The sequence below is a fragment of the Acinetobacter sp. YH12145 genome, assembly GCF_013418335.1.
GTDB classification, from domain to species: Bacteria; Pseudomonadota; Gammaproteobacteria; order Pseudomonadales; family Moraxellaceae; genus Acinetobacter; species Acinetobacter amyesii.
In genome coordinates this window covers 62,632-84,232 of the sequence record NZ_VPCE01000008.1, presented here as the reverse complement: position 1 = coordinate 84,232, position 21,601 = coordinate 62,632, and the positions used below count along the sequence as shown (strand labels likewise).

General features: G+C 42.7%; 19 protein-coding genes. 16 read left to right on the top strand and 3 right to left on the bottom strand.

What is annotated here, in order from left to right:
• Positions 1 to 141: 141 nt before the first annotated feature.
• The 16 genes from FTU80_RS10430 to FTU80_RS10355 all read left to right on the top strand — a co-directional run bounded on the left by FTU80_RS10430 (position 142) and on the right by FTU80_RS10355 (position 18,509).
• Positions 142 to 1,491, top strand: coding sequence for an MFS transporter (locus FTU80_RS10430; protein ID WP_180084989.1), 1,350 nt, complete (start codon positions 142 to 144; stop codon positions 1,489 to 1,491).
• Positions 1,492 to 1,562: 71 nt separating this feature from the next.
• A complete protein-coding gene (nirB, locus tag FTU80_RS10425; protein ID WP_218949036.1) occupies positions 1,563 to 4,109 on the top strand; it encodes a nitrite reductase large subunit NirB in 2,547 nt (848 codons plus the stop codon).
• A 113-nt stretch (positions 4,110 to 4,222) separates the two neighbouring features.
• On the top strand, positions 4,223 to 5,833 hold the full coding sequence (gene nirD, locus FTU80_RS10420) for a nitrite reductase small subunit NirD (RefSeq protein ID WP_180084988.1): 1,611 nt from the start codon (positions 4,223 to 4,225) through the stop codon (positions 5,831 to 5,833).
• Positions 5,834 to 6,059: 226 nt separating this feature from the next.
• Positions 6,060 to 8,852 (top strand): nitrate reductase, encoded by a 2,793-nt coding sequence (locus FTU80_RS10415; protein ID WP_180084987.1) that lies wholly within the window; start codon positions 6,060 to 6,062, stop codon positions 8,850 to 8,852.
• Positions 8,852 to 9,475, top strand: coding sequence for a molybdenum cofactor guanylyltransferase (locus FTU80_RS10410; RefSeq protein ID WP_373685210.1), 624 nt, complete (start codon positions 8,852 to 8,854; stop codon positions 9,473 to 9,475). The genes FTU80_RS10415 and FTU80_RS10410 overlap by 1 nt, the downstream gene beginning before the upstream one ends.
• A gap of 356 nt (positions 9,476 to 9,831) precedes the next feature.
• Positions 9,832 to 10,869: a GTP 3',8-cyclase MoaA gene (gene moaA, locus FTU80_RS10405; protein WP_180023673.1), complete on the top strand. Its 1,038-nt coding sequence runs from the start codon at positions 9,832 to 9,834 to the stop codon at positions 10,867 to 10,869.
• 2 nt (positions 10,870 to 10,871) lie between these two features.
• On the top strand, positions 10,872 to 11,123 hold the full coding sequence (locus tag FTU80_RS10400; RefSeq protein ID WP_180084985.1) for a MoaD/ThiS family protein: 252 nt from the start codon (positions 10,872 to 10,874) through the stop codon (positions 11,121 to 11,123).
• 2 nt (positions 11,124 to 11,125) lie between these two features.
• On the top strand, positions 11,126 to 11,692 hold the full coding sequence (locus FTU80_RS10395) for a molybdenum cofactor biosynthesis protein MoaE (protein WP_180084984.1): 567 nt from the start codon (positions 11,126 to 11,128) through the stop codon (positions 11,690 to 11,692).
• A gap of 51 nt (positions 11,693 to 11,743) precedes the next feature.
• Positions 11,744 to 12,667 (top strand): bifunctional molybdenum cofactor biosynthesis protein MoaC/MoaB, encoded by a 924-nt coding sequence (gene moaCB / locus FTU80_RS10390; RefSeq protein ID WP_180084983.1) that lies wholly within the window; start codon positions 11,744 to 11,746, stop codon positions 12,665 to 12,667.
• Complete coding sequence (locus tag FTU80_RS10385) at positions 12,664 to 13,914, top strand: molybdopterin molybdotransferase MoeA (protein ID WP_180084982.1); 1,251 nt, start codon at positions 12,664 to 12,666, stop codon at positions 13,912 to 13,914. The genes moaCB and FTU80_RS10385 overlap by 4 nt, the downstream gene beginning before the upstream one ends.
• 9 nt (positions 13,915 to 13,923) lie before the next feature.
• Positions 13,924 to 14,685, top strand: coding sequence for a molybdate ABC transporter substrate-binding protein (modA, locus tag FTU80_RS10380; RefSeq protein ID WP_180084981.1), 762 nt, complete (start codon positions 13,924 to 13,926; stop codon positions 14,683 to 14,685).
• Between the two features lie 3 nt (positions 14,686 to 14,688).
• Positions 14,689 to 15,387 (top strand): molybdate ABC transporter permease subunit, encoded by a 699-nt coding sequence (modB, locus tag FTU80_RS10375; protein ID WP_180009449.1) that lies wholly within the window; start codon positions 14,689 to 14,691, stop codon positions 15,385 to 15,387.
• Complete coding sequence (locus FTU80_RS10370) at positions 15,374 to 16,012, top strand: ATP-binding cassette domain-containing protein (protein ID WP_180079119.1); 639 nt, start codon at positions 15,374 to 15,376, stop codon at positions 16,010 to 16,012. Before modB ends, FTU80_RS10370 begins: the two co-directional genes overlap by 14 nt.
• A gap of 213 nt (positions 16,013 to 16,225) precedes the next feature.
• Positions 16,226 to 17,629 (top strand): amino acid permease, encoded by a 1,404-nt coding sequence (locus FTU80_RS10365; protein ID WP_180084980.1) that lies wholly within the window; start codon positions 16,226 to 16,228, stop codon positions 17,627 to 17,629.
• Positions 17,630 to 17,823: 194 nt separating this feature from the next.
• Positions 17,824 to 18,252 carry a cation efflux protein, CzcI-like gene (locus FTU80_RS10360; RefSeq protein WP_218949034.1) on the top strand — a complete coding sequence of 143 codons (429 nt, stop codon included), beginning with the start codon at positions 17,824 to 17,826 and terminating at the stop codon, positions 18,250 to 18,252.
• 47 nt (positions 18,253 to 18,299) lie between these two features.
• Positions 18,300 to 18,509 carry a hypothetical protein gene (locus FTU80_RS10355; protein WP_180084979.1) on the top strand — a complete coding sequence of 70 codons (210 nt, stop codon included), beginning with the start codon at positions 18,300 to 18,302 and terminating at the stop codon, positions 18,507 to 18,509.
• Positions 18,510 to 18,552: 43 nt separating this feature from the next.
• Here FTU80_RS10355 and FTU80_RS10350 read toward each other — a convergent pair whose 3' ends face one another.
• From FTU80_RS10350 to FTU80_RS10340, 3 genes are all read right to left on the bottom strand, one after another.
• Positions 18,553 to 19,251, bottom strand: coding sequence for a DUF1826 domain-containing protein (locus FTU80_RS10350; protein WP_180084978.1), 699 nt, complete (start codon positions 19,249 to 19,251; stop codon positions 18,553 to 18,555).
• Between the two features lie 128 nt (positions 19,252 to 19,379).
• On the bottom strand, positions 19,380 to 19,616 hold the full coding sequence (locus FTU80_RS10345; protein ID WP_078193741.1) for a VF530 family DNA-binding protein: 237 nt from the start codon (positions 19,614 to 19,616) through the stop codon (positions 19,380 to 19,382).
• Positions 19,617 to 20,012: 396 nt separating this feature from the next.
• Positions 20,013 to 21,398: an MFS transporter gene (locus tag FTU80_RS10340; protein WP_180023683.1), complete on the bottom strand. Its 1,386-nt coding sequence runs from the start codon at positions 21,396 to 21,398 to the stop codon at positions 20,013 to 20,015.
• Between the last annotated feature and the right edge of the window lie 203 nt (positions 21,399 to 21,601).

The window sequence follows — 21,601 nt, the reverse complement described above, 5'->3', positions numbered from 1 at the left end:
GTATCGTGCTTAATACTTATTGAGTCAAAGAAGACTCTAAAAATTTGTTAGACGGCCAACGACGTCCGTTCTGATCGACTCTGTTATGTGTTAGCGACATAACCGAGTAATTCATGCGTTCAGTTCAGTCAGGAGAAGGTTATGTCTTCAAATTTAAATGCCAAAAAAGCCACAAAAATAAGTCTATTTAATTTTTCTTCAGCAGCAATGCGGGCCTTCCACATGAGTTGGCTCGCATTCTTTGTTTGCTTCTTTGCATGGTTTGCCTGTGCGCCGTTAATGCCCGTTATTGCAGGTGAATTTCACCTTACGAAAGATCAGATTGCCAATATTAATATTGCCGCTGTTGCGATCACGATTTTAGTCCGCCTGATTGTCGGGCCTTTATGTGATAAATACGGCCCGCGTAAAACCTATACAGCATTATTAATTGTCGGCAGTATTCCAGTCTTTGGTGTCGCTTCTGCGAACAGCTATGAATCCTTTCTTTTCTTCCGCTTGCTGATCGGTGCGATCGGTGCAAGCTTTGTCATCACTCAATACCATACAAGCATTATGTTTGCGCCTAATGTTGTGGGTACAGCCAATGCTGCAACAGCCGGTTGGGGCAATGCAGGCGGCGGTGCAACTCAAGCCCTAATGCCTTTACTGCTTGGCGCACTCGTTATGTTTGGTGTAGAGCAAGCGATGGGCTGGCGCATTGCGCTGATTGTACCGGGTGTGATGATGCTGATCGTAGGCGCGCTGTATTGGAAATTTACCCAAGACTGTCCACAAGGTGGCTTTAAAGAACTGCGTGAACAAGGTGTTTCGGTCGGTTCAGACAAAAAAGGCGGTGTAGCCATTCTCATGCACGCTGCACGTAACTATCGCGTATGGATTTTATTTGGCGCTTACGCAGCATGCTTCGGTATTGAAATCTTTATTCACAACATTATTGCGCTGTATTACGTCGACAACTTCCAATTCGGATTAAAAGAAGCCGGCATGTCAGCAGGTATCTTCGGTCTATTGGCACTGTTTGCCCGCGCGCTCGGCGGTATTGTTTCAGACAAAGTCGCGACAACTAAAGGCTTAGATGGCCGTACCAAAGTTCTGTTTGCGATGATTTTGCTAGAAGGTCTGTTTTTAATTCTGTTCTCGCAAATGAGCACGCCAATCTTCGCCATTCTTGCCATGACAGTCTTTGCACTCTTCACCCATATGGCTTGTGGTGCAACCTATGCCTTGGTGCCATTCATTGACCGTGATGCTTTAGGCGGCGTGGCAGGCATTATCGGCGCAGGCGGTAACGTCGGTGCGGTGGCTGCAGGCTTCTTACTCAAAGGCATGCTGGATATTCAAACCACGCTAATGGTGCTTGGCGGCTTGGTGGTGATTGCAGCCAGCTGTGTACTGATGATCCGCTTCTCTGTAGAGCATAAAGAAAAAGAACAACGCTTATTTGAACAAGCTGTGAATGAACGAAATTTAGCTGAAGCTCAAAACTAATACTGAAAAGTTGCCTCTAAACAAAACATAGCGCTTTAGGGGCAAACAAAAAAATATTGCGGAGTAAGAATATGAAAATCATCATGATTGGACATGGCATGGTAGGCCATAAATTTATCGAATCTGTACTAGAGCACGCAGGTGATGATGTTGAATTAACCATTTTGGCTGAAGAGCCGCGCTTAGCCTATGACCGTGTGCATTTAACCGAATACTTCAGCGGTAAATCGGCTAAAGATTTAACCCTATGCCGCAGCGACTTTGCCGATGCATACGGTATTGATTTGCGCCTGAGCACCAAAGCGGTTGAAATTGATCAGCGCAATAAAACGGTCACGACCAATCACGGTGATATTCTTTCTTTTGACAAGCTGGTGCTCGCAACAGGTTCATATGCATTTGTGCCGCCAATTCCAGGCAATGAGCGTGAAAACTGCTTTGTGTACCGTACCATTGAAGACTTGGATGCCATCCGTGCCGCAAGCTTCAATGCTAAAACAGGTGTGGTGATCGGCGGCGGTTTATTGGGTTTAGAAGCAGCAAAAGCGCTGCGTGATTTAAACTTAGAAACCCATGTTGTTGAATTTGCACCACGCTTAATGGCAGTTCAGATTGATGATCTAGGCGGTAAAGTTTTACGCTCGAAAATTGAAAATCTAGGTGTTAAAGTCCATACGCAAAAAGCAACATCTTGCATTGAAGACGGTGCAAATGCGAAGCATGTAATGAAGTTTGGTGATGGTTCTGAACTGGAAACCGACATCATCTTATTCTCTGCAGGTATCCGCCCACGCGATGAATTAGCGCGCCAAAGTGGTTTAGCCATTGGTGAGCGTGGCGGTATTGTAATTAACGATTATTGCCAAACTTCAAACCCTGACATTTATGCCATTGGTGAATGTGCGCTTTGGCAAAATAAAATTTATGGCCTGGTTGCGCCGGGCTATGACATGGCGCGTATTGCAGCAAAGCATGTGATGGAACAAAACTGCACGCTTTTCGCTGGTGCAGATATGAGCACCAAGCTGAAACTGATGGGAGTTGATGTTGCATCTGTAGGCGATGCGCATGCAATGACACCAAATTCTTTAAGCTATTTCTATGCAGATGAAGCAGCTCAGGTTTATAAAAAAATTGTCGTGAATGCAGAGAAAACTAAGCTGCTAGGTGCAGTATTGGTGGGCTGTGCTAAAGAATACAATGACCTGCTGCAAATGATGCTGAATGGCTTAGAAGTTCCAGAAAGCCCAGAAAGCCTAATCATGCCTGGCTATGCACAATCTGCAGGTAAATCGGGCGGAAGCGGTGTCGATCTGCTGCCAGACAGCGCAACGATTTGTTCATGTAACAACGTCTCTAAAGCAGATATTTGTTCAGCCATTGCTGACGGATCGACTTCTTTAGGCGCATTGAAAAAATGTACTAAAGCTGCAACAGCTTGCGGCGGCTGTGCGCCATTAGTCACTCAAGTACTTAAATCGGAGCTTCAGCGTCAAGGTGTAACGGTAAATAACCATTTATGTGAACACTTTGCTTATTCACGCCAAGAGCTCTATCACTTGGTACGTGTGAACGAAATCAAAACCTTTGATGACCTGATTCAACAGCATGGCCATGGTTTAGGCTGTGATATCTGTAAACCGACGGCAGCCAATATCCTAGCGTCATGCTGGAATGACTTTGTACTTAAACCAAGCCATGCGGGCTTGCAAGACAGTAATGACTACTACCTCGGCAATATTCAAAAAGACGGTTCATATTCAGTAGTACCTCGTATGGCTGGCGGTGAAGTTACTCCGGACGGATTAATTGCCGTGGGTCAAATTGCCAAAGAATATGGTCTATATACCAAACTTACAGGCGGTCAGCGTGTTGATATGTTTGGTGCACAAGTGCATCAACTGCCTGAAATCTGGGAAAAATTGATTGCTGCTGGTTTTGAGTCTGGCCATGCCTACGGCAAATCACTGCGTACGGTGAAATCTTGTGTCGGCAGTACTTGGTGCCGTTATGGCGTGGACGATTCAGTCGGCTTGGCGATTTTTTTAGAGAACCGCTACAAAGGCCTTCGCTCACCGCACAAACTGAAAATGGCTGTGTCGGGCTGTACCCGTGAATGTGCTGAGGCGCAAAGTAAAGATGTAGGCGTGATTGCGACAGAAAAAGGCTGGAACCTTTATGTATGCGGCAATGGCGGCATGAAGCCGCGTCACGCAGAGCTTTTGGCATCAGACCTAGATACCCATACTTTGATTAAATACATTGACCGTTTCTTTATGTTCTACATTCAAACAGCTGACCGTTTGCAGCGTACTTCTGTATGGCGTGACAACATGGAAGGCGGTTTAGATTACCTGAAAGATGTCGTTGTGAATGATTCGCTTGGCGTAGCGGCTGAACTTGAACGCCGTATGAGCCATGTTGTGGGTACATATCAAGATGAATGGCGTACTGCTGTAGAAGATCCTGAAGTACGTAAACGCTTTGTGACTTTCGTGAATGCAAAAGCAGAACAGCAAAATGATCCGCATATTCAGTTTGCATCCGTTCGCGGTCAAATCAGACCCAAAACAGAAGCTGAACGCGATACGACACGCATTCCAGTGGTTGAAGCTTAAGAGAATAACGAATTTAAAACTTCTTTTATTTGATTTACATCCTTATTCGGTTTCTCGCTAAGGCGAAAATGAAAAGATAGTGATCTAAAAGAAGTTTAAAAAGGATCAAGAATATGACAATTTTAAAAGAAATAAATGATTTAGACTGGTTTGATGTTTGTGCATTAGATGATATTACGCCAAATACAGGTGTGGGCGCACTGATTGAAAATCAGCAAATTGCGATATTCCGTGTCGGTGAAGAAAAGCGGGTTTATGCGCTGAGCAATCAGGACCCATTTAGCCAAGCCTATGTTATGTCCCGCGGTATTATTGGTGACTTGCAGGGTGAGCGTGTTGTGGCATCACCCATTTATAAACAGCATTTCAGCCTTGCTACTGGACGCTGCTTAGAAGATAAAGACCAAAAACTCTTGGTTTTTCCAAGCAAAATTGAAAATGGCCGTGTGCTGATTAGTCCAACTGCTCAAAAAACCTATATTACCAATAACGCGCCATCGTCTGAGTTGATGAAACTGGTTTTGGTCGGCAATGGCTTAGCAGGTATGCGTTGCTTAGAAGATCTGCTGGATATGGCGCCAGAGCGTTATGAAATTACGGTCATTGGTGAAGAACCTTGGGGTAATTACAACCGAATTATGCTTTCACCTGTGCTTTCAGGTGATAAAACCATTGAAGATATCATGCTGCATTCACATGCTTGGTATAAAGACAAAAATATTCGTTTTGTAGCAGGTGATGCGGCGGTACGCATAGACCGTCCGCGCAAGCAGGTATACACAGAAAAAGGCTTGGTCATCGATTATGACCGTCTGATTTTAGCGACAGGTTCTAAGCCATTTATTCCGCCTATACCGGGAACTGACTTAAAAGGTGTTCTCAGCTTCCGTGATATTTATGATGTAAACCGCATGCTGGATTACTGTAAATCTAAGCAAAATGCAGTGGTGATTGGCGGCGGTTTACTTGGCCTAGAGGCTGCGTATGGCCTGAAACAGCGTGGCATGAATGTTACCGTACTGCATTTGATGGATCGTATTATGGACCGTCAGTTAGATGAAAAAGCCAGCTTAATGCTCAATCATGCGATTGAACAAAAAGGTATAAAAATCATGACCGCAGCAAATACCCAAGAGTTGATGGGTGAAGATGGCCATGTGAAGCAGCTGCGTTTGCAAGACGGTACTGTTTTAAATGCAGATCTTGTGGTTTTTGCGGTGGGTATTCGTCCGAATATTGAGCTTGCGCAAAGTGCAGGACTGCGCTGCGGCCGCGGTGTCATGGTGAATGACACCATGCAAACTTTTGATCCGAGTATTTATGCGGTGGGTGAATGTATTGAACACCGAAGCCAAACCTTTGGTTTAGTTGAACCGCTTTGGGGACAGGCATTCATCTGTGCATCGCATTTGGCCGAACATGGCAGCTTAACCTTCAAAGCGCCTACGGTTCCGACGCAGTTAAAAGTCAGCGGCTGTGATGTTTTTTCTGCAGGCAACTTTGAACCGTTAGAAGATTTTGAAGACATTATTTTGAATGATGAAAAACGTCAGATTTATAAACGCATTATTATTCAAAAAGATAGAGTGATTGGCGCTGTGCTGTTTGGCGATACTGAAGACGGTGCATGGTATGCAGAATTGATTTCAGATCAAACTCCAATTTCAAGTATCCGAAACAAATTGCTGTTTGGTAAGGATTTTGCATTAAAGAAAGCAGGGTGATGCGTCTTTAATTTTGAAAGTCCCTTCTCCCACTGGGAGAAGGTTAGGATGAGGGGGCTTTTCATATAAATCCTCTCCCACTTGCGGAACTATGTTCCTCATCCTTTAAAAGGAGAGGGAACTTCCTATATGAATTAAGTGTTGATTAAAAATCTACTTATGCAAGTAGTCTAATATTAAAAATTATTGCAATACCTCGTTAGAATTGGAAAAGGAGCCAGCAGAAGTGAATAGCATCCCGATAGTGGAACTGCATAGCTCCACAGAAAATAAAATTAAAACAACGCAAACCACTTGTCCATATTGCGGTGTCGGCTGCGGCGTGAGCGCAACAGTTGAACAGACAGCTTTAGGGCAAAAAGTGAGCGTGACTGGCGATGCGAACCATCCATCAAACTATGGCAAGCTGTGCATTAAAGGCAGTAACTTAGCCGATACGATTGGATTAGAAACACGTGTTTTACAGCCGATGCTTGGGCGTCAAACATCACCATTTCATACTCGTCAGGCTACAGATTGGAACACAGCAACAGCACTGATTGCCGAAAAATTTCAGCAATGTATAGATCTTTACGGACGTGAAAGCATCGCTTTTTATGTGTCGGGCCAACTGCTGACGGAGGATTACTATGCCGTTAACAAATTTGTCAAAGGCTATTTAGGTACTGCAAATATTGACACCAATTCACGGCTTTGCATGTCATCGGCTGTGGCGGCACATAAGCGTGCATTTGGTGAAGACCTTGTACCAGCAAGCTATGAAGACTTTGAGCATACAGAGATGGTGGTGTTGGTCGGATCCAATACAGCATGGTGCCATCCCGTGCTGTATCAGCGCATTATGAAAGCCAAAGAAGAACGTGATTTGTTCGTGGTGGTCATTGATCCGCGCTTTACCAGTACCTGTGAGGCTGCAGATTTGCATTTGCCAATTTTACCGGGGCAAGATGTCGCACTGTTCAACGGTTTGCTGCAGTATCTAGTACAAAACAACCATGGTGATGTAGATTTTATCGCCAAACATACTCAAGGTTTAGCGCAAGCGCTGGAGCAAAGTAAAACAGAAGCTTCTATGACAGCAGTTGCTGAGCGCACAGGTATTTCTTTAGAAAAATTACAGCTATTTTTTGAAAAATTTGCGCAAACTGACAAAGTTATGTCGCTATTTTCTATGGGGGTTAATCAGTCTTCGCGCGGTGTAGACAAAGCCAACAGTATTATTAACTGCCATTTGCTGACTGGCAAAATCGGAAAATTAGGCGCGGCGCCGTTTTCAATGACAGGTCAGCCCAATGCAATGGGTGGGCGTGAAGTTGGCGGTTTAGCCAATATGCTGGCAGCGCACTTAGATGTCGATAACTCGGCGCATCAGGCATTAGTACAAGCGTTTTGGCAAAGTCCATTTATTGCCAATAAAGCGGGATTAAAAGCAGTTGATCTGTTTCAGGCTGTAGAAAGCGGCAAAATAAAAGTCATCTGGATTATGGCTACTAATCCTGTAGTTAGCTTGCCAGATGCAGATCAAGTCAAACGCGCCTTAGAGCAATGCGAGTTTGTAGTGGTGTCGGATATTTGCAAAGACACAGACACAGCAATATATGCAGATGTGCTTTTACCTGCATTGGGCTGGGGTGAAAAAGACGGAACCGTTACCAATTCTGAACGCCGTATTTCACGTCAAACTGCTTTTTTAGATGCACCGGGTGAAGCCAGAGCAGACTGGTGGTCTATTGCACAAGTTGCGAAAAAGATGGGGTTTTCAGGTTTTGACTTTAAAAATAGTCATGAGATATTTATAGAACATGCAAAATTATCTGCGTATAAAAATGTACCCTTAGCGCAAAGAGCTTCGGCAGAGCATTTTCGTTATTTTAATCTTCAAGGCCTAACTGAATTAAGTTTAGAAGATTATAACCAATTTGCGCCAACCCAATGGCCTGTATGGCAAGCTGATCAAGCCGATGATGCTGTTAGCCGTTTGTTTGCCCAAGGCCAATTCAGCCATGCGGATGCCAAAGCTAAATTTGTGGCGACAGCCGCAATTAACCCTGTGCATCAGGTCTGTGGCGAATATCCTTTAATTTTAAACACAGGCCGTATTCGTGATCAATGGCACACCATGAGCCGTACGGGTTTATCTGCAAACTTGAGTACACATATCGCCGAACCATTTTGTGAAATACACCCGCAAGATGCACTGAAGTTTGGTGTTAAAGATGGTGAACTGGTTGAGGTGAAATCTAACTGGGGCTTATGTATTTTACGTGCACAGGTCAGCAGTAAAATTCGACGCGGTCAAATTTTTGCGCCAATTCATTGGAATGACCAAGTCGCATCGGATGCGCGTATTGGCAAAGTGGTGAATCCTGTGGTCGATGCACTATCTGGTGAGCCTGAATTTAAACATACACCTGTATTTGTACAGCCGTTTTATACACAGTGGCAAGGTGTACTGTATGTACGTGACGGCTTTGAGCAAATGGTGCAAACCACCATTCAAAACACGGTGTGGTGGACCAAAATTAAAACAGCGAAAGCGACACGTTATGAGTTGGCAGATCGTAAAAAATTTAGAAACACGGTTCAGCAGCTGAAAACATTACTGCCATTTACCGATGAAAGCTTTGAATGGCTGAATTTGGAAGATCAAACTGCCGATTTGAGTCATACCGTGGTGCTGCAAGATGGGCATTTAATTGCCAGTCTATATATTGCGCAACGCTCTATGCTGCCAGACCGTGATTGGATTGCTGGCATGTTTAAGCGTGAACGACTAAGCGCAATGCACCGCAAAGCGCTGCTTGCAGGTCAGCCGATGAACATGACCAACAGTGCAGGTCCGCTGGTGTGCAGCTGCTTTAAAGTCGGTAAAAATACCATTATCGAAACCATTAAAGAAAAGAATATTACCCATGAAAAACAAGTTACTACATGTTTAAAGGCTGGCGGCAATTGCGGTTCGTGCTTATCAGAAATTCGAGGCTTAATTAAAGCCTGTCAGACGGAGTACGCAGAATGATGAAGAAAATCACCAAATCAATAGGCTATCCAGAAACAGACTTGGTTATTTTGGCGGGCGGTCAGGCCCGCAGAATGAACGGCATGAATAAAGTGCTGCAAAAATTTGATAATGAAATTCAGCTGATTAAGATCCATCAGCAGTTGAAATCACGGGCTGAAAATGTCTGGATCAACAGCCATCGCGATCATTCGATTTATAAACGGCTCATTCCCTCGATCCGCTTTTATCAAGATGATGAAGCCGGATTTTTAGGGCCATTGATGGGGATGAAAAGCGCGTGGTCACATGTTGAGTCTGATTATGTTTTGTTTGTCCCGTGCGATGTGACCTATATCCCGAAGAAAGTGCTTTCGAGATTGCATCAGGCCATGCAGCGGGATCCCTTGTGTGAAGTGGCAGTTGTAGAAATTAATGGCAAAGCGCTGTATCCATTTTGTTTGCTGAAACGAAGCAGTCTCACAATGCTGCAAGCCCATCTTGATCAAAAACAGCGCAGTTTGAAGGGGTGTTTTAGTAAAATGCACATGCAAGTTGCACGTTTTCAAAATAATGCACTCTTTTTTCACAGCATTAACTCTCTAGATGAGCTGCAGCAGCACCGTCAGCTGAATTTTCTCTAAAAGCTGTACCTTTTGCGGAGCTTTCATTTCAAATAATGAGCCTAATGTGCTGTTTTTGAACCCAGAGAGAAAATCTACAGCCAATATGAAGCTTTTGAGCATGATATCTAGAGATAAAACAGACTGCTTTTATACCTTAGATAATGGGCTTAACGGCAATTTATATTTTTAATTGCTATTAGTTATTTATAAGTTATTGATTTTGTCTGTCAAAAAAACAAACCAAATCCTCTGAAATAAATATTTAAAAAAGCGCAAAGTTGGAACACTTCTTGCAATTTTTACTGCAAGAAAAGAGGGCGCAAAATTTGTACTGAGCTAAGACAGGGCAAATGACAGCACCATGGAAGATAAACATGAACAGCATGACACAATTACAGCCAGCGACCATTTTTAAGGATCAGTTTGGCCGTGAAAAACGCAAATTGCGCATTTCAGTGACAGACCGCTGTAATTTTAAATGTGTCTATTGTATGCCTGAACATCCTGAATGGATGAAAAAACATAATCTTCTTAGTTTTGAATCACTTTACAATTTTTGTGAGTTTATGGTGCTGCGCGGGATTGATCAAATCCGGATCACCGGCGGTGAACCGCTCATGCGTCAAGGCGTTGTACATTTTATTGAACAGCTGCAGCACCTCAGAAAGCTAGGCCTTAAACGTATTTCCATGACCACCAATGGACATTATCTGAAGCAATATGCACAGGCCCTAAAACAAGCTGGCCTAGATGGCATAAATATCAGCTTGGACAGTTTGGATGAAGCGCAATTTTTCCAGCTGACACAAAAACAATTACAGCCTGTACTAGACGGGATTGAAGCGGCTCAGCAAGCGGGCTTTGAAATAAAAATCAATACCGTGTTAATGAAAGCTCTAAATGAACAGCAAATCATTCCATTAACAAAATGGGCGCTGCAACAAGGTTTCGAACTGCGGTTTATCGAGTTTATGCCGCTGGATGGTGATCAAAACTGGTCTAAAGCTGCGGTCGTTACCGAACAAGACATACTGGATAAACTCAATACTGTTTTTGAAGTGCAAACACTGCACGGTCAAGGCACATCGCCAGCCAGATCATACTTAATCAACGGCTTGCCTATAGGCATTATTTCAACCATCAGCAATTCTTTTTGCGGCAGCTGCGACCGTTTGAGACTGAATGCGCAAGGCGAGTTTTTTAACTGCCTGTTTGCCCGAAAAGGTTTAAATCTCAGCCATGAAATTCAGCAGCTGAAAAGCAGTAAAACAACAGAGTTAATGCCGCTCGATGCAATGGCTTTGCAGCAAAAATTAGGCAGTTATATTTGGCAGAAGGAGCAAGGCTTTCATGCCATAACTGCCCAATCCAGCCCATCTAGAAAAATCAGCATGCATATGATTGGAGGTTAAAGATGACTCAAATCACCATCAAAATTGAATCTTTTGGCGCTATTGAGCGTCTATTGCCAGCGCATTTGAGTCTGACTTGCTTGGCACAGCAGTCAATTGCAGAGGTTTTGCAGCAAGTTGCAAATCAATTTCCAGAATCATTCAGCATGCTTGAGCGCTGCGCCTGTGCTATGGGAGAAGACATTGTGCCAAGACAAACCGCATTGATGCAGGACAGTACCGTTGTGCTGCTGTCACCTGTGGCGGGAGGCTGAATATGGAGCTCAAGCATATTTCACGCATACAAGATACAGTATTCAGCCAAGCTGATTTTGACAGCATTGAGGCATTTCCTGAATGCGGCGGTATAGGTGTATTTATAGGCGCGGTGCGCAATCACCATGAAGGCAAAGCGGTAAAAGCTTTGAAATATACCGCTTATGCGCCTGTGGCGGAAAAAATGATCCGGCAAATTGAACAAGAAATTCAAGCCAAATACGGCGTGTCATATGTACGGGTTGTACACCGTATTGGCGCGCTGCAGGTCGGTGATACCGCCATTATCGCCATGGCCTATGCGCCGCACCGACGTGAGGCTTTTGCTGCCTGCGAAGAAGCGGTTGAGCGGGTGAAGCATGAAGTGCCTGTCTGGAAAGAAGAGTTTTATATGGACGGCAGCAGCCAATATGTAGAGGGCTGCTGTATTCGTAAAGATCATGTGCCCAAGGCGACAAGTCATGCAGCGCAGCATGCTCATATTCATGGCGAGTCATGTGAACATGCACATCAAAACAGCCATCAGACCATGCATTTGAACGCCAATATTTACCAATGGCACCTATAAAACTCCAAATTTAATACTGCAGATGCAAATGAATAAGATAAGGACAAAGCAATGAAAAATGTGGGCATGAAAGCGGAAAGTTACCGTACAGCCATTGCAACTGGAATTCTGCATGCGCCGCCACATTGCATTGAACTGCTGCGTAATGGCAATACAGAAAAAGGCGACGCGCTGAAAACCGCACGTATTGCAGGTATTTTGGGCGCTAAACGTACAGATGAACTTATTCCGCTCTGTCATCCGCTGCCGATCTACCGTGCAGATGTGGAGTATGAATTATTTGAGGCGCATGTCGAAATCAGTGCAGTGGTTGAAACCATTGGTCCAACGGGTGTGGAAATGGAAGCTTTGACTGCGGTCAGTCTTGCCGGTTTAACGCTGTATGACATGCTGAAACCGCATTGTGAACCTGAAGATTTATGCTTAGATCAAGTGAAACTGCAAAAGAAAAAAGGCGGTAAATCACATTTTACCCGTGTATTAAAAGAAAGCTTATCGGCTTCGATTATTGTGCTTTCAGATACAGTTGCTGCCGGTAAAAAACCAGATACTGCGGGGCAAAATGTCCTCGAAATTTTAGAAGAAGCAAACTTCAGCAACATCAGCTATCAAGTGATACCAGACAGTCCTGAACAGCTGCTTACCTTGATTGAGCAGCAAAAAAATCAATACCCGCTGATATTGACGGTTGGCGGTACGGGTTTAGGGCCAAAAGATTTAACTGTAGAAACAATACAGCCACTGCTAAAACGTGAAATTCCGGGCTTGATGGAGGCTTCACGCAGTTTTGGGCAGAAACGCACCCCTTATGCGGCCCTCAGCCGCGGTGTTGCCGGCTATATTGATGACAGTTTAGTCATTACACTGCCGGGCAGCAGACAAGGCGCAAAAGAATCATTGATTGCCATTTTACCTGCCTTGGTGCATCTATTTGATGTGCAGAAGGATATTCCGCATGCAGGAGGCTACCAATGAACCAAGCCGTATTGCACGCAGGCTGCGGGGCCGAGGCTGGACTGATTTCAGTGGACGAAGCGCTTACGCTGATTCAGACACATACGCAAAGTTTAGCGCATGAAACTTTGGCGCTTCAGCACGCTTTAGGCCGTTATTTGGCGGCAGATGTGCATTCACCAATTCAGCTGCCTTTATTTGCGCAAAGCGCAGTGGATGGCTATGCCATTTGCGCAGCGGGTGAAATTAAACCCGGCGCGCAATTTAAGCTGATTGGAGAAATCCGCGCAGGGCAAACGGCTGAAATAAGCTTAAAAGCAAGGCAAGCTGTCCGCATATTTACCGGCGCGCCGATACCTGAAGGCACGGCAACTGTAGCGCGGCAAGAAATTGTAAAGGCGGATAGACAGCAGATTGAACTGACTGCAGCCTTAAGCCCGCATGCAGATATTCGAGATGCAGGTGAGGAAATTTCATTTGGACAATGTTTAGCAGCGCGTGGTCAAAAGCTGACGGTTGGATCAATTGCAGCGCTCAGTATGGCTGGTATTTCACACTGCGAAGTTTTTGCCTATCCGAAAATTGCGGTGGTCATTACAGGTGATGAAGTTGCGCAAAATATAGAAGATTACCGTGCTGGTAAAATATTTGATGCCAATGCGCCGCTGATTTTAGTATGGTTTCAGTCGCAGCACGTCCAAGTTGAAGTGATTCATATTGCAGATGAAAAACAGGCGGTTTTAGATTTATTCAACCGTTTAAAAGACAGCTTTGATTTAATTTTAACGACTGGCGGCGTATCTGTCGGTGATTATGATTTTGTTCGGCCGGCAGCCTTGGACATCGGTTTTCAGCAAATTTTCTGGAAAGTGAAACAAAAACCCGGCAAACCGATGCTGTTTGCACAATATCGACGTCCTGACAGCAGTTCCTGTTATTTACTCGGACTGCCGGGCAACCCCGCTGCAGTCTATGTCGGCATGCAAATTTATACAGATAGATTATTGAAAGCCCTACAAGGTCAAACACCTGCGCTGGACTGGTTCAGCGCAGTCATGACACATGACCTAAAAGCAGATGCACGTGAGCGGTTTTTAAGAATGTCGGCGCACTTTGATAAGCAAGGCAAGCTTCAACTAACCAGCCTGTCTAAACAGCAGTCGCATATGTTGAGCAATTTAATGCAAGCTAATTGCATTGTTCGGATTCCTGCAGGGCAGTCTGTGCAAGCAGGACAAATTCTTCAAGGCGTATTTATTCAGCATTAGGAGTTTGCTATGCGATTCAAATTTATTTTAGCAGTAGGACTGAGCTTCATTGCTGGCGCATCTCAGGCGGAAACAGTCAAAATTTATGCTGCAGCCAGTTTAAGCAATGCTATCAGCGATATTGCAAAGCAATATCAGGCACAGAATCCAGACATCAAAATTGTACCGGTATTTGGCGCGTCATCTGCTTTAGCCAAACAGATTGAAGCCGGTGCGCCAAGTGATTTGTATTTTTCAGCAGATGTGGACTGGATGAATTATTTGGTGCAAAAACAGAAAATACCTGCAAAGCAAGTATTCAACATGCTAAGCAATGATTTGGTGCTGATTACGCCTAAAGCGGTGAATATGCAATTTAAAGCCGTGCCGCAGTTTAATTTTGCCAAGGCATTCAAAGGTCACTTATGTACAGGGCAAATGGAGTCTGTACCTGCTGGAAAATATACCAAACAAAGCCTAACCAAGTTGGGTTGGCTATCAAGTTTGAATGGAAGGATTGTCGGGACAGATGATGTACGATCGGCTTTGGCTTTTGTTGAACGCGGTGAGTGCCAAGCGGGGATTGTTTACCGTACCGATGCGCTGATCAGTTCTAAAGTTAAAATAGCCGGGATTTTTCCAAATCATACTCATCAACCGATCATTTATCCATTGGCTTTAACACATCAAGGCGCAGCTAAACCTGAGGCCGTGAAATTTTACCGTTATCTTAAAGACCATGCGCAAAGCAAAATGCTTTTTAAGCATTATGGCTTTGGTGTGAAAGGCTAAAGCATGCTCAGCCCAGAAGAGTGGAGCGCCTTGTTTCTGTCGGCTAAGGTTGCCGTTTGCGCCACTGTATTTTGCTTGCCATTTGCTATTGGGCTGGCTTGGGTGCTGGCGCGCTATGAGTTTCATTTGAAATTTTTAGTCGAAGCGCTGTTACAAATGCCGATGGTGCTGCCGCCGGTGGTTTTAGGTTATCTGCTATTGGTGCTGTTTGGTTCAAATGGCTGGATCGGCAAGCTGCTCAATGAATGGGGCATTCAACTGGCTTTTAATTGGAAAGGCGCCGTTTTAGCATCCATGATTGTGTCATTTCCGCTGATTGTGCAGCCGATCCGTTTGTCTTTTCAAATGATTAATCAGCAGCTGGAGCAGGTTGCAGGCTCATTAGGCGCGCATCCGTTACGGGTATTTGCATCAATTAGCCTGCCGCTGGCATTGCCGGGCATTTTAATCGGGAGCATTTTAGGATTTAGCCGAAGTTTAGGCGAATTTGGCGCAACCATTACCTTTGTGGGTAATATTCCTGATGAAACCCGAACCATTCCAATTGCTATCTATTCGCTGATACAGCAGCCCAATGGCGAAGAATCCGCAATGCGTTTAGTGATCCTTTCACTGCTGGCGGCTTTTGGCGCATTGATTGCCAATTATTATATTTTACAGCGCTATCAGCGAAAACTCGGAGCCGGCCATGCTTCAGTGTGATTTTCAGTTTCAATATGCAGATTTTCAATTGCAGGCTCGGCTGCAGATGCAAGAACAGCTGCTTGGCATTATGGGGCCATCAGGCAGCGGCAAGTCGACGCTGCTGAAAAATTTGGTTGGTTTGCTGCAGCCGCAGCAAGGTTATATATCGCTGAATCAGCGTGATGTGTTCGATACGGCGCAGAAGATTAACGTGCCGATGCATCAACGCAGTATTGCGCTGATTTTTCAAAAATCATGGCTTTTTCCGCATATGAATGTGCAGCAAAATCTGCAATATGCGGAGAACTTAGGCGCTCAGGAAAATGCGAAATTTAAATTTGAGCAAGTGACTAATCTGCTTGAGTTACAGCCACTGCTCAAACGGCGGGCGCATGAACTTTCTGGCGGTGAGGCGCAGCGCGTTTCCATAGGACGCGCATTGCTGTCACAGCCTGATCTGCTGCTGTTAGATGAACCGCTGACAGGACTGGACCGCAGGCTGAAAGATCAAATATTGCCATTTTTAAACACGGTGAAAGAACAGTTGGCGCTGCCGATGATATATGTTACGCATCATGGCGATGAGTTAGATTATTTAAAAGCCCATATTTTGTATCTAGAAAATGGTCAAATAAGTTTTTAAATAAATATAAATTATATAAGTAATAACAGTGAATTAGATGAAAAAATGGCAATATTATGAGTTGTAAAATTTTGATTAGAACTATGAAAAACTCACTTTCTAGATTAAATTGTTACAAAACAAGGGAGAACACAGCGTTTTCCCTTTTTTATTCCTAATGATCTTGGAAATAATGATTTGTACGACTGACCGTGCAGACAGGGAATCTAATCGATGCATGATGATAGCTTAGCCACACATAATTCAACTGCAAAACTGGGTGCAGGGCTATCTAATCGGCATATTACAATGATCAGTATTGGTGGTGTAATTGGTGCTGGACTGTTTGTTGGATCATCTGCTGCGATTGCAAAGGCAGGGCCTGCCGCCGTTCTTGCTTATATTACTACCAGTATTTTGGTTTTTTTAATCATGCGAATGTTGGGAGAAATGGCTGTAGCTCAACCTGACACCGGCTCATTTTCAACCTATGCAAGAAAAGCCATTGGGCCTTGGGCTGGCTTTACCATCGGATGGCTATATTGGTGGTTTTGGGTTTTGGTTATTCCAATTGAAGCAATCGCTGGTGCAGAAATTCTGCATGCATGGTTTCCTTCAATATCAAGTGCTGTATTTGCGACATTCTTTATTGTGCTTCTCAGTTTAGCGAACTTTTTTAGTACTCGGAGTTTTGGTGAGTTTGAATTTTGGTTTTCTCTGATAAAAGTCTTGGCTATTGTAATTTTTATCGCCATTGGATTCACCGCCATATTGGGGTTTTGGCCCTTAGCACCTAATGTAAGTGGTGTAGAAAATCTGTTTAAAAATGATGGATTTATGCCAAATGGCCTGGGTGGTGTACTTTCAGCAATATTGATTTCAGCATTTTCATTCTTTGGTGTAGAAATACTGTCTATCGCTGCAGCAGAATCAAAAGATCCTGAACAAAAAATTAAACGTGCAACCAATTTAGTACTGTATCGGGTCATCTTATTTTTTGTGGTTTCAATTTTTATAACGGTTGCACTGGTAGATTGGCGTTCACCGCAATTACAACAATTAGGCACCTTCCAATATGTCTTGGTCAGTTTAAATGTCCCTCAATCAAAATTGATTATTGATAGTGTGGTCTTTATTGCGGTTGCAAGTTGTATGAATGCTGCACTTTATAGTTCATCAAGGATGCTATTTTCATTGGGGACACGCAAAGAAGCACCTCAATGGGTCACATCAATTAATGCCTCTGGTGTACCTGCTATTGCTGTATTTGCATCGTCTGTAGTGGGCTTAATTTGCTGTGCAGTCAATTATTTATTTCCAGGCCAAGTATTTGGATTTTTACTGTCTACAACAGGTTCAATTGCCTTATTGGTTTATTTAGTGATTGCATTTTCACAGCTTAAATTGAGAACACAAATCGAAAAAAATGGAACTGAGGTTGCGTTTAAAATGTGGCTATTTCCATGGCTGACATGGGCAGTCATTTTGGTGATCTTAAGTGTGCTGATCTATATGTTTTTATCTCCAGCCTACAGTTATGAAACTTCATTATCTTTAGGTGTTACGACATTGGTGGTGCTCTGCGGCTTAGTTGTGACAAGAAAAGCTAAGTTGAAGAATGATTCCGAACTAAATTAAAAAAGTTTCGCTGATAAAAATCGTAATCATGAACCAATGGATTGTCTTTAGAATGTGCCGTGTCAGGGGATTAAAGCGAATGCGTTACGTTATATCTCTATGGCAATCCATTTTTAAGACAAATTCAAAGATTCACTTGACCTTCGACCGACTCCAAGCTTTATAATCGTTAAAATTTTCTTGATTGATACAATATGCGTTCTGCGACATGGATAACAGTCTTAGTCGGATTGTTCATGTTCCAAAGCCTTTGGAACGTGGCAGCCGCTTTCTGTGTGCATGAAGAGCAAACCCAAGTTGTTCAAAGCTATCATTTTGGTCATCATCAAAATACCTTATGCGTCAGCAGTGAAACCAATCCACAGCATTCGTTGCATCAAGCATCTGAATCCAGTAGCAAACCAGTCAAAAATACCGCTAGTGATCTGCAACTCGGTGAAGATCATCAAGATCATTTGCCGTCTATGACGCATTTGATTGTGCAAAATCAACAATCGATTCTTTTTATTGCGCATCAGGCCTTTGAATATTTGCCAAAATTTGTTTGGACGAATCTTTATCAAGCGCCTGATCTCTTACTGCAAACACCTCCTCCTGTTTATGCCCCGCTAATGGCGGGGTAGCCTAAAACATTCCCGCCACTTTTTTTAATAAATGAGTGGGAAAAATCATGTCTTTATATTTTACGGCGTTTATACGTCTAGGCTTAGCTGTCGGTATTTCGACGGCCTTACAAAGTACGTTTGCCGAAAATGTCAGTAGTTTTGAATCTGCATTTGCCAAAGTACAAAACTACCAAGCACAAACAGATATTTGGCTACTGCCAGTGCTTTACCGCTGCCTTAATACAGCTCGATCTCAATTACGGTTCATTCATTAGACAGAATGGATCGTATGGACTCAGGATTTATCAATATTTAAAATCAGCAAATCAGCATAAGCCGATATTCACCTGCATTTTCAACAGGTGCGCGGTGCACACAAGGTAAAACTGGCTGTGTAGGATGATCCACCGCTAAACGCCATAGATGACCATTGCCTAAATTTACAGGCACAGCATTGTCTTTGAGTTGATAATGTAAATCAAAAAAATATTCCTTTAAAAAGTCATCAAACTCTGAGTCAGGGCCATCGTATAAAGCTTTGAGTTGCTCTCGTATTTGAGGAATTAAGATTTTTTGTGTGACTTGATCATTTGGCACAATATCACTAGAAGCACCATAATACGTACATAAAAAGGTATCGGTAGCGATGGGTGATCGATCGACATGGAAAGAATAAACATCGGTTGAGATGAAATCAAATTCATCATCGCGTTCATAACATTTGAGCAAATTCAGCGAGGGTGATGCACCAAATGCTGTTAATTGTTGCATGTCATTTAAAATGATTTCTCTAGCTAAATGACCTTGCACTGAGAGCTTTAATTCCATCAGATCATCTATAGAAACTTCAGTAATATTTTCAATGAGTTCGAGTTTTTCGACTATTTCTTTAAAGTCGCCTTGTAAGCTGCGTTGCCAGCAAAGCGCATTCATTTGACCTTCGAAATGACTGTGAATCAATTCAGAAAATGTAGTAACTACACCAATTTGAGGATGCTGGGAAAAAGGATTGCTCATAATAGGGATCGAATTAAATCTGAGGCGAAAATACTGCGTGCAAGGAATAGCTAGAAGGATTCAGCAGTTTCATTTTATCTTAAAACACAAACTGCTATACAAGATTATTTGAGCTTAGGTATTAATCGTTATGCTTTCTGTTTGGCTTTTTGGCGTAAGACATACAAATATAAGCTTTCTACTTTTTCACGTGCCCAAGGTGTAGTACGTAAGAATCGTAGTGATGATTTAACGCTTGGATCTATGCAAAAACATCTAATTTCAATTTTACGGCTTAAGCCCTCAAAACCGCCGTAGTAATCCAATAATTCATCCAAGATGTCAGCAAGTTTTTTGCCGTGTAAAGGGTCATTGGAGGTGCTCATATTAGATCAATCGTATTTTGGGAGACTATGATTATAACCTGAGCGAGTTGAAAATAAGAGGGTTTGAAATTGAAATGTGATTCATATTCAATATTTAACTTATTTCCGAAGCCATTTTGCAAGACTTAAATTTCTTAAAAACAAAGAAACACTCTAGATAAGATCTTGGGTATGAGATTTATAAGCGTAAAATTAATAAAAGAAGAATTAACATTCATAAAATAATTAATTTAAACAATTCATTTTTAGTTAGTCAGCCTATACTTCTTTTGACTGTTAGTATATGCAGAAATTTATAAGCATCAGTCAAGAAAAAACTCGGATTGAAAAGTCCGAGTCAAGTCTTATTTTTAATGACATCATGTGCAAGTCATTTTAAAAATCTAAACGCTAAGATTATTTCCAAACAAATGGCGATTTCTTTTGTGCATTCTCAGCTTCATCGGTTGGTTCCAGTGTAATACCTGTGCGGTCTTTAAGTACACAGATTGCAATGAAAGCAATAACAGCCATAACCGTCAGATAGGTGCTTACCAAGAAAATGCCGTTAGCTTTAGTGATTAAAGCTGCAGCAATCAGGGGAGCAAATGCACCACCAATGATTGAACCCAGTGCATAAGTAATCGAAATACCAGAGAATCGAATAGATGCAGGAAAGAGTTCAGAATAATAAACAGCTTGCACACCATAGGTGATTCCAATTCCCATAGCGAGTATTGCTAAACCAAGCATAATGTATACATATTCACCAGTGCTAACCAATGGGAATAAGAATAGTGCAGTTAAAATTTGGATGATTGAACCTAAAATATAAATAGGTTTTCGACCAAATTTATCGGACATGACTGCTGAAAGCCAAGTAAAGAATGTCCAAATGACTGCAGAAGTACAGACTAAACTCAAAATTGTTGGTCGATCTAACGCCATGCCATTTGGATTAGTAGTAAAACTTTGAATGAAACCGCCTGCTGTCATATAACCAAGTGAAGTTGTACCAGCAGTAAGAAGGGAAGCTGTTAAAATAAGTTTTTTATACTCAGAAAATAGTTCCCGTATTGGTTTTTTTGCTGTGCTTTTACGCTCTTTTAATTGTTCGAACACTGGACTTTCTTCAACTGAGCGACGAATCCAATAGCCTAAACCAAATAAAATAATACTGAGTAAAAATGGTACGCGCCATCCCCATTCTAAAAATGCGTCACCAGGAGAAACATAAGCGGTCATAATCACCAGAACAAAGGATGCAAGTAACAAACCTAGTGGTACACCTAACTGTGGAAATGAACTAAATAAGCCACGTTTTTTGGTAGGAGCGTGTTCAACAGCCATTAATACAGCTCCACCCCATTCACCACCTGCAGAAATACCTTGTAAAATACGCAATAAAATTAAAATGATCGGAGCTGCGATACCAATATTCTCATAGGTTGGAAGTAAACCAATCATGGTCGTCGTCCCACCCATCAAAAGCAAAGTCATAGCGAGTACAGCTTTACGTCCTAATTTATCGCCAAAGTAACCTGCAATAAAGGCACCAAAGGGTCTGAAAATAAAACTAATACCAATCGAGGCGAAGACTAATAGGGTTCCGAAAGCAGGTCCGGCAGGTGTAAAAAAAAGTTGGTTAAAAACTAAACCTGCAACAGCAGCATAAATAAAATAATCATACCACTCGATGGTGGTACCAACGATGGTTGCTAAAGCAATTTTCTGTGTACTCGATTGTTCCGGGATATCCAGTGCAAGTTCTGGTGTATTCATTTCTATTTGCGAATTATTCATGCGAAATTCCTTTTATTCATGTCCATATAACTACCTACTTTGATTAAAATGGCAGGTTGCTTGATGCAACCAACTGTTTCTATAACCATTGTTTTGTCATTCATTTTGCAACTTCCTGTGCAAAGCTATTATTGAAATATATTTGATACATTTATTATTTATTTTAGTTTTAAAAAGTATCATTAATAGAATTTAGGTTGAAA

Bases quoted from the DNA above. Each gene is read 5' to 3' on its own strand.
- FTU80_RS10430 (WP_180084989.1), top strand. From the start codon at position 142: ATGTCTTCAAATTTAAATGCCAAAAAAGCCACAAAAATAAGTCTATTT.
- nirB (WP_218949036.1), top strand. From the start codon at position 1,563: ATGAAAATCATCATGATTGGACATGGCATGGTAGGCCATAAATTTATC.
- nirD (WP_180084988.1), top strand. From the start codon at position 4,223: ATGACAATTTTAAAAGAAATAAATGATTTAGACTGGTTTGATGTTTGT.
- FTU80_RS10410 (WP_373685210.1), top strand. From the start codon at position 8,852: ATGAAGAAAATCACCAAATCAATAGGCTATCCAGAAACAGACTTGGTT.
- moaA (WP_180023673.1), top strand. From the start codon at position 9,832: ATGAACAGCATGACACAATTACAGCCAGCGACCATTTTTAAGGATCAG.
- FTU80_RS10400 (WP_180084985.1), top strand. From the start codon at position 10,872: ATGACTCAAATCACCATCAAAATTGAATCTTTTGGCGCTATTGAGCGT.
- FTU80_RS10395 (WP_180084984.1), top strand. From the start codon at position 11,126: ATGGAGCTCAAGCATATTTCACGCATACAAGATACAGTATTCAGCCAA.
- moaCB (WP_180084983.1), top strand. From the start codon at position 11,744: ATGAAAAATGTGGGCATGAAAGCGGAAAGTTACCGTACAGCCATTGCA.
- FTU80_RS10385 (WP_180084982.1), top strand. From the start codon at position 12,664: ATGAACCAAGCCGTATTGCACGCAGGCTGCGGGGCCGAGGCTGGACTG.
- modA (WP_180084981.1), top strand. From the start codon at position 13,924: ATGCGATTCAAATTTATTTTAGCAGTAGGACTGAGCTTCATTGCTGGC.
- modB (WP_180009449.1), top strand. From the start codon at position 14,689: ATGCTCAGCCCAGAAGAGTGGAGCGCCTTGTTTCTGTCGGCTAAGGTT.
- FTU80_RS10370 (WP_180079119.1), top strand. From the start codon at position 15,374: ATGCTTCAGTGTGATTTTCAGTTTCAATATGCAGATTTTCAATTGCAG.
- FTU80_RS10365 (WP_180084980.1), top strand. From the start codon at position 16,226: ATGCATGATGATAGCTTAGCCACACATAATTCAACTGCAAAACTGGGT.
- FTU80_RS10360 (WP_218949034.1), top strand. From the start codon at position 17,824: ATGCGTTCTGCGACATGGATAACAGTCTTAGTCGGATTGTTCATGTTC.
- FTU80_RS10355 (WP_180084979.1), top strand. From the start codon at position 18,300: ATGTCTTTATATTTTACGGCGTTTATACGTCTAGGCTTAGCTGTCGGT.
- FTU80_RS10350 (WP_180084978.1), bottom strand. From the start codon at position 19,251: ATGAGCAATCCTTTTTCCCAGCATCCTCAAATTGGTGTAGTTACTACA.
- FTU80_RS10345 (WP_078193741.1), bottom strand. From the start codon at position 19,616: ATGAGCACCTCCAATGACCCTTTACACGGCAAAAAACTTGCTGACATC.
- FTU80_RS10340 (WP_180023683.1), bottom strand. From the start codon at position 21,398: ATGAATAATTCGCAAATAGAAATGAATACACCAGAACTTGCACTGGAT.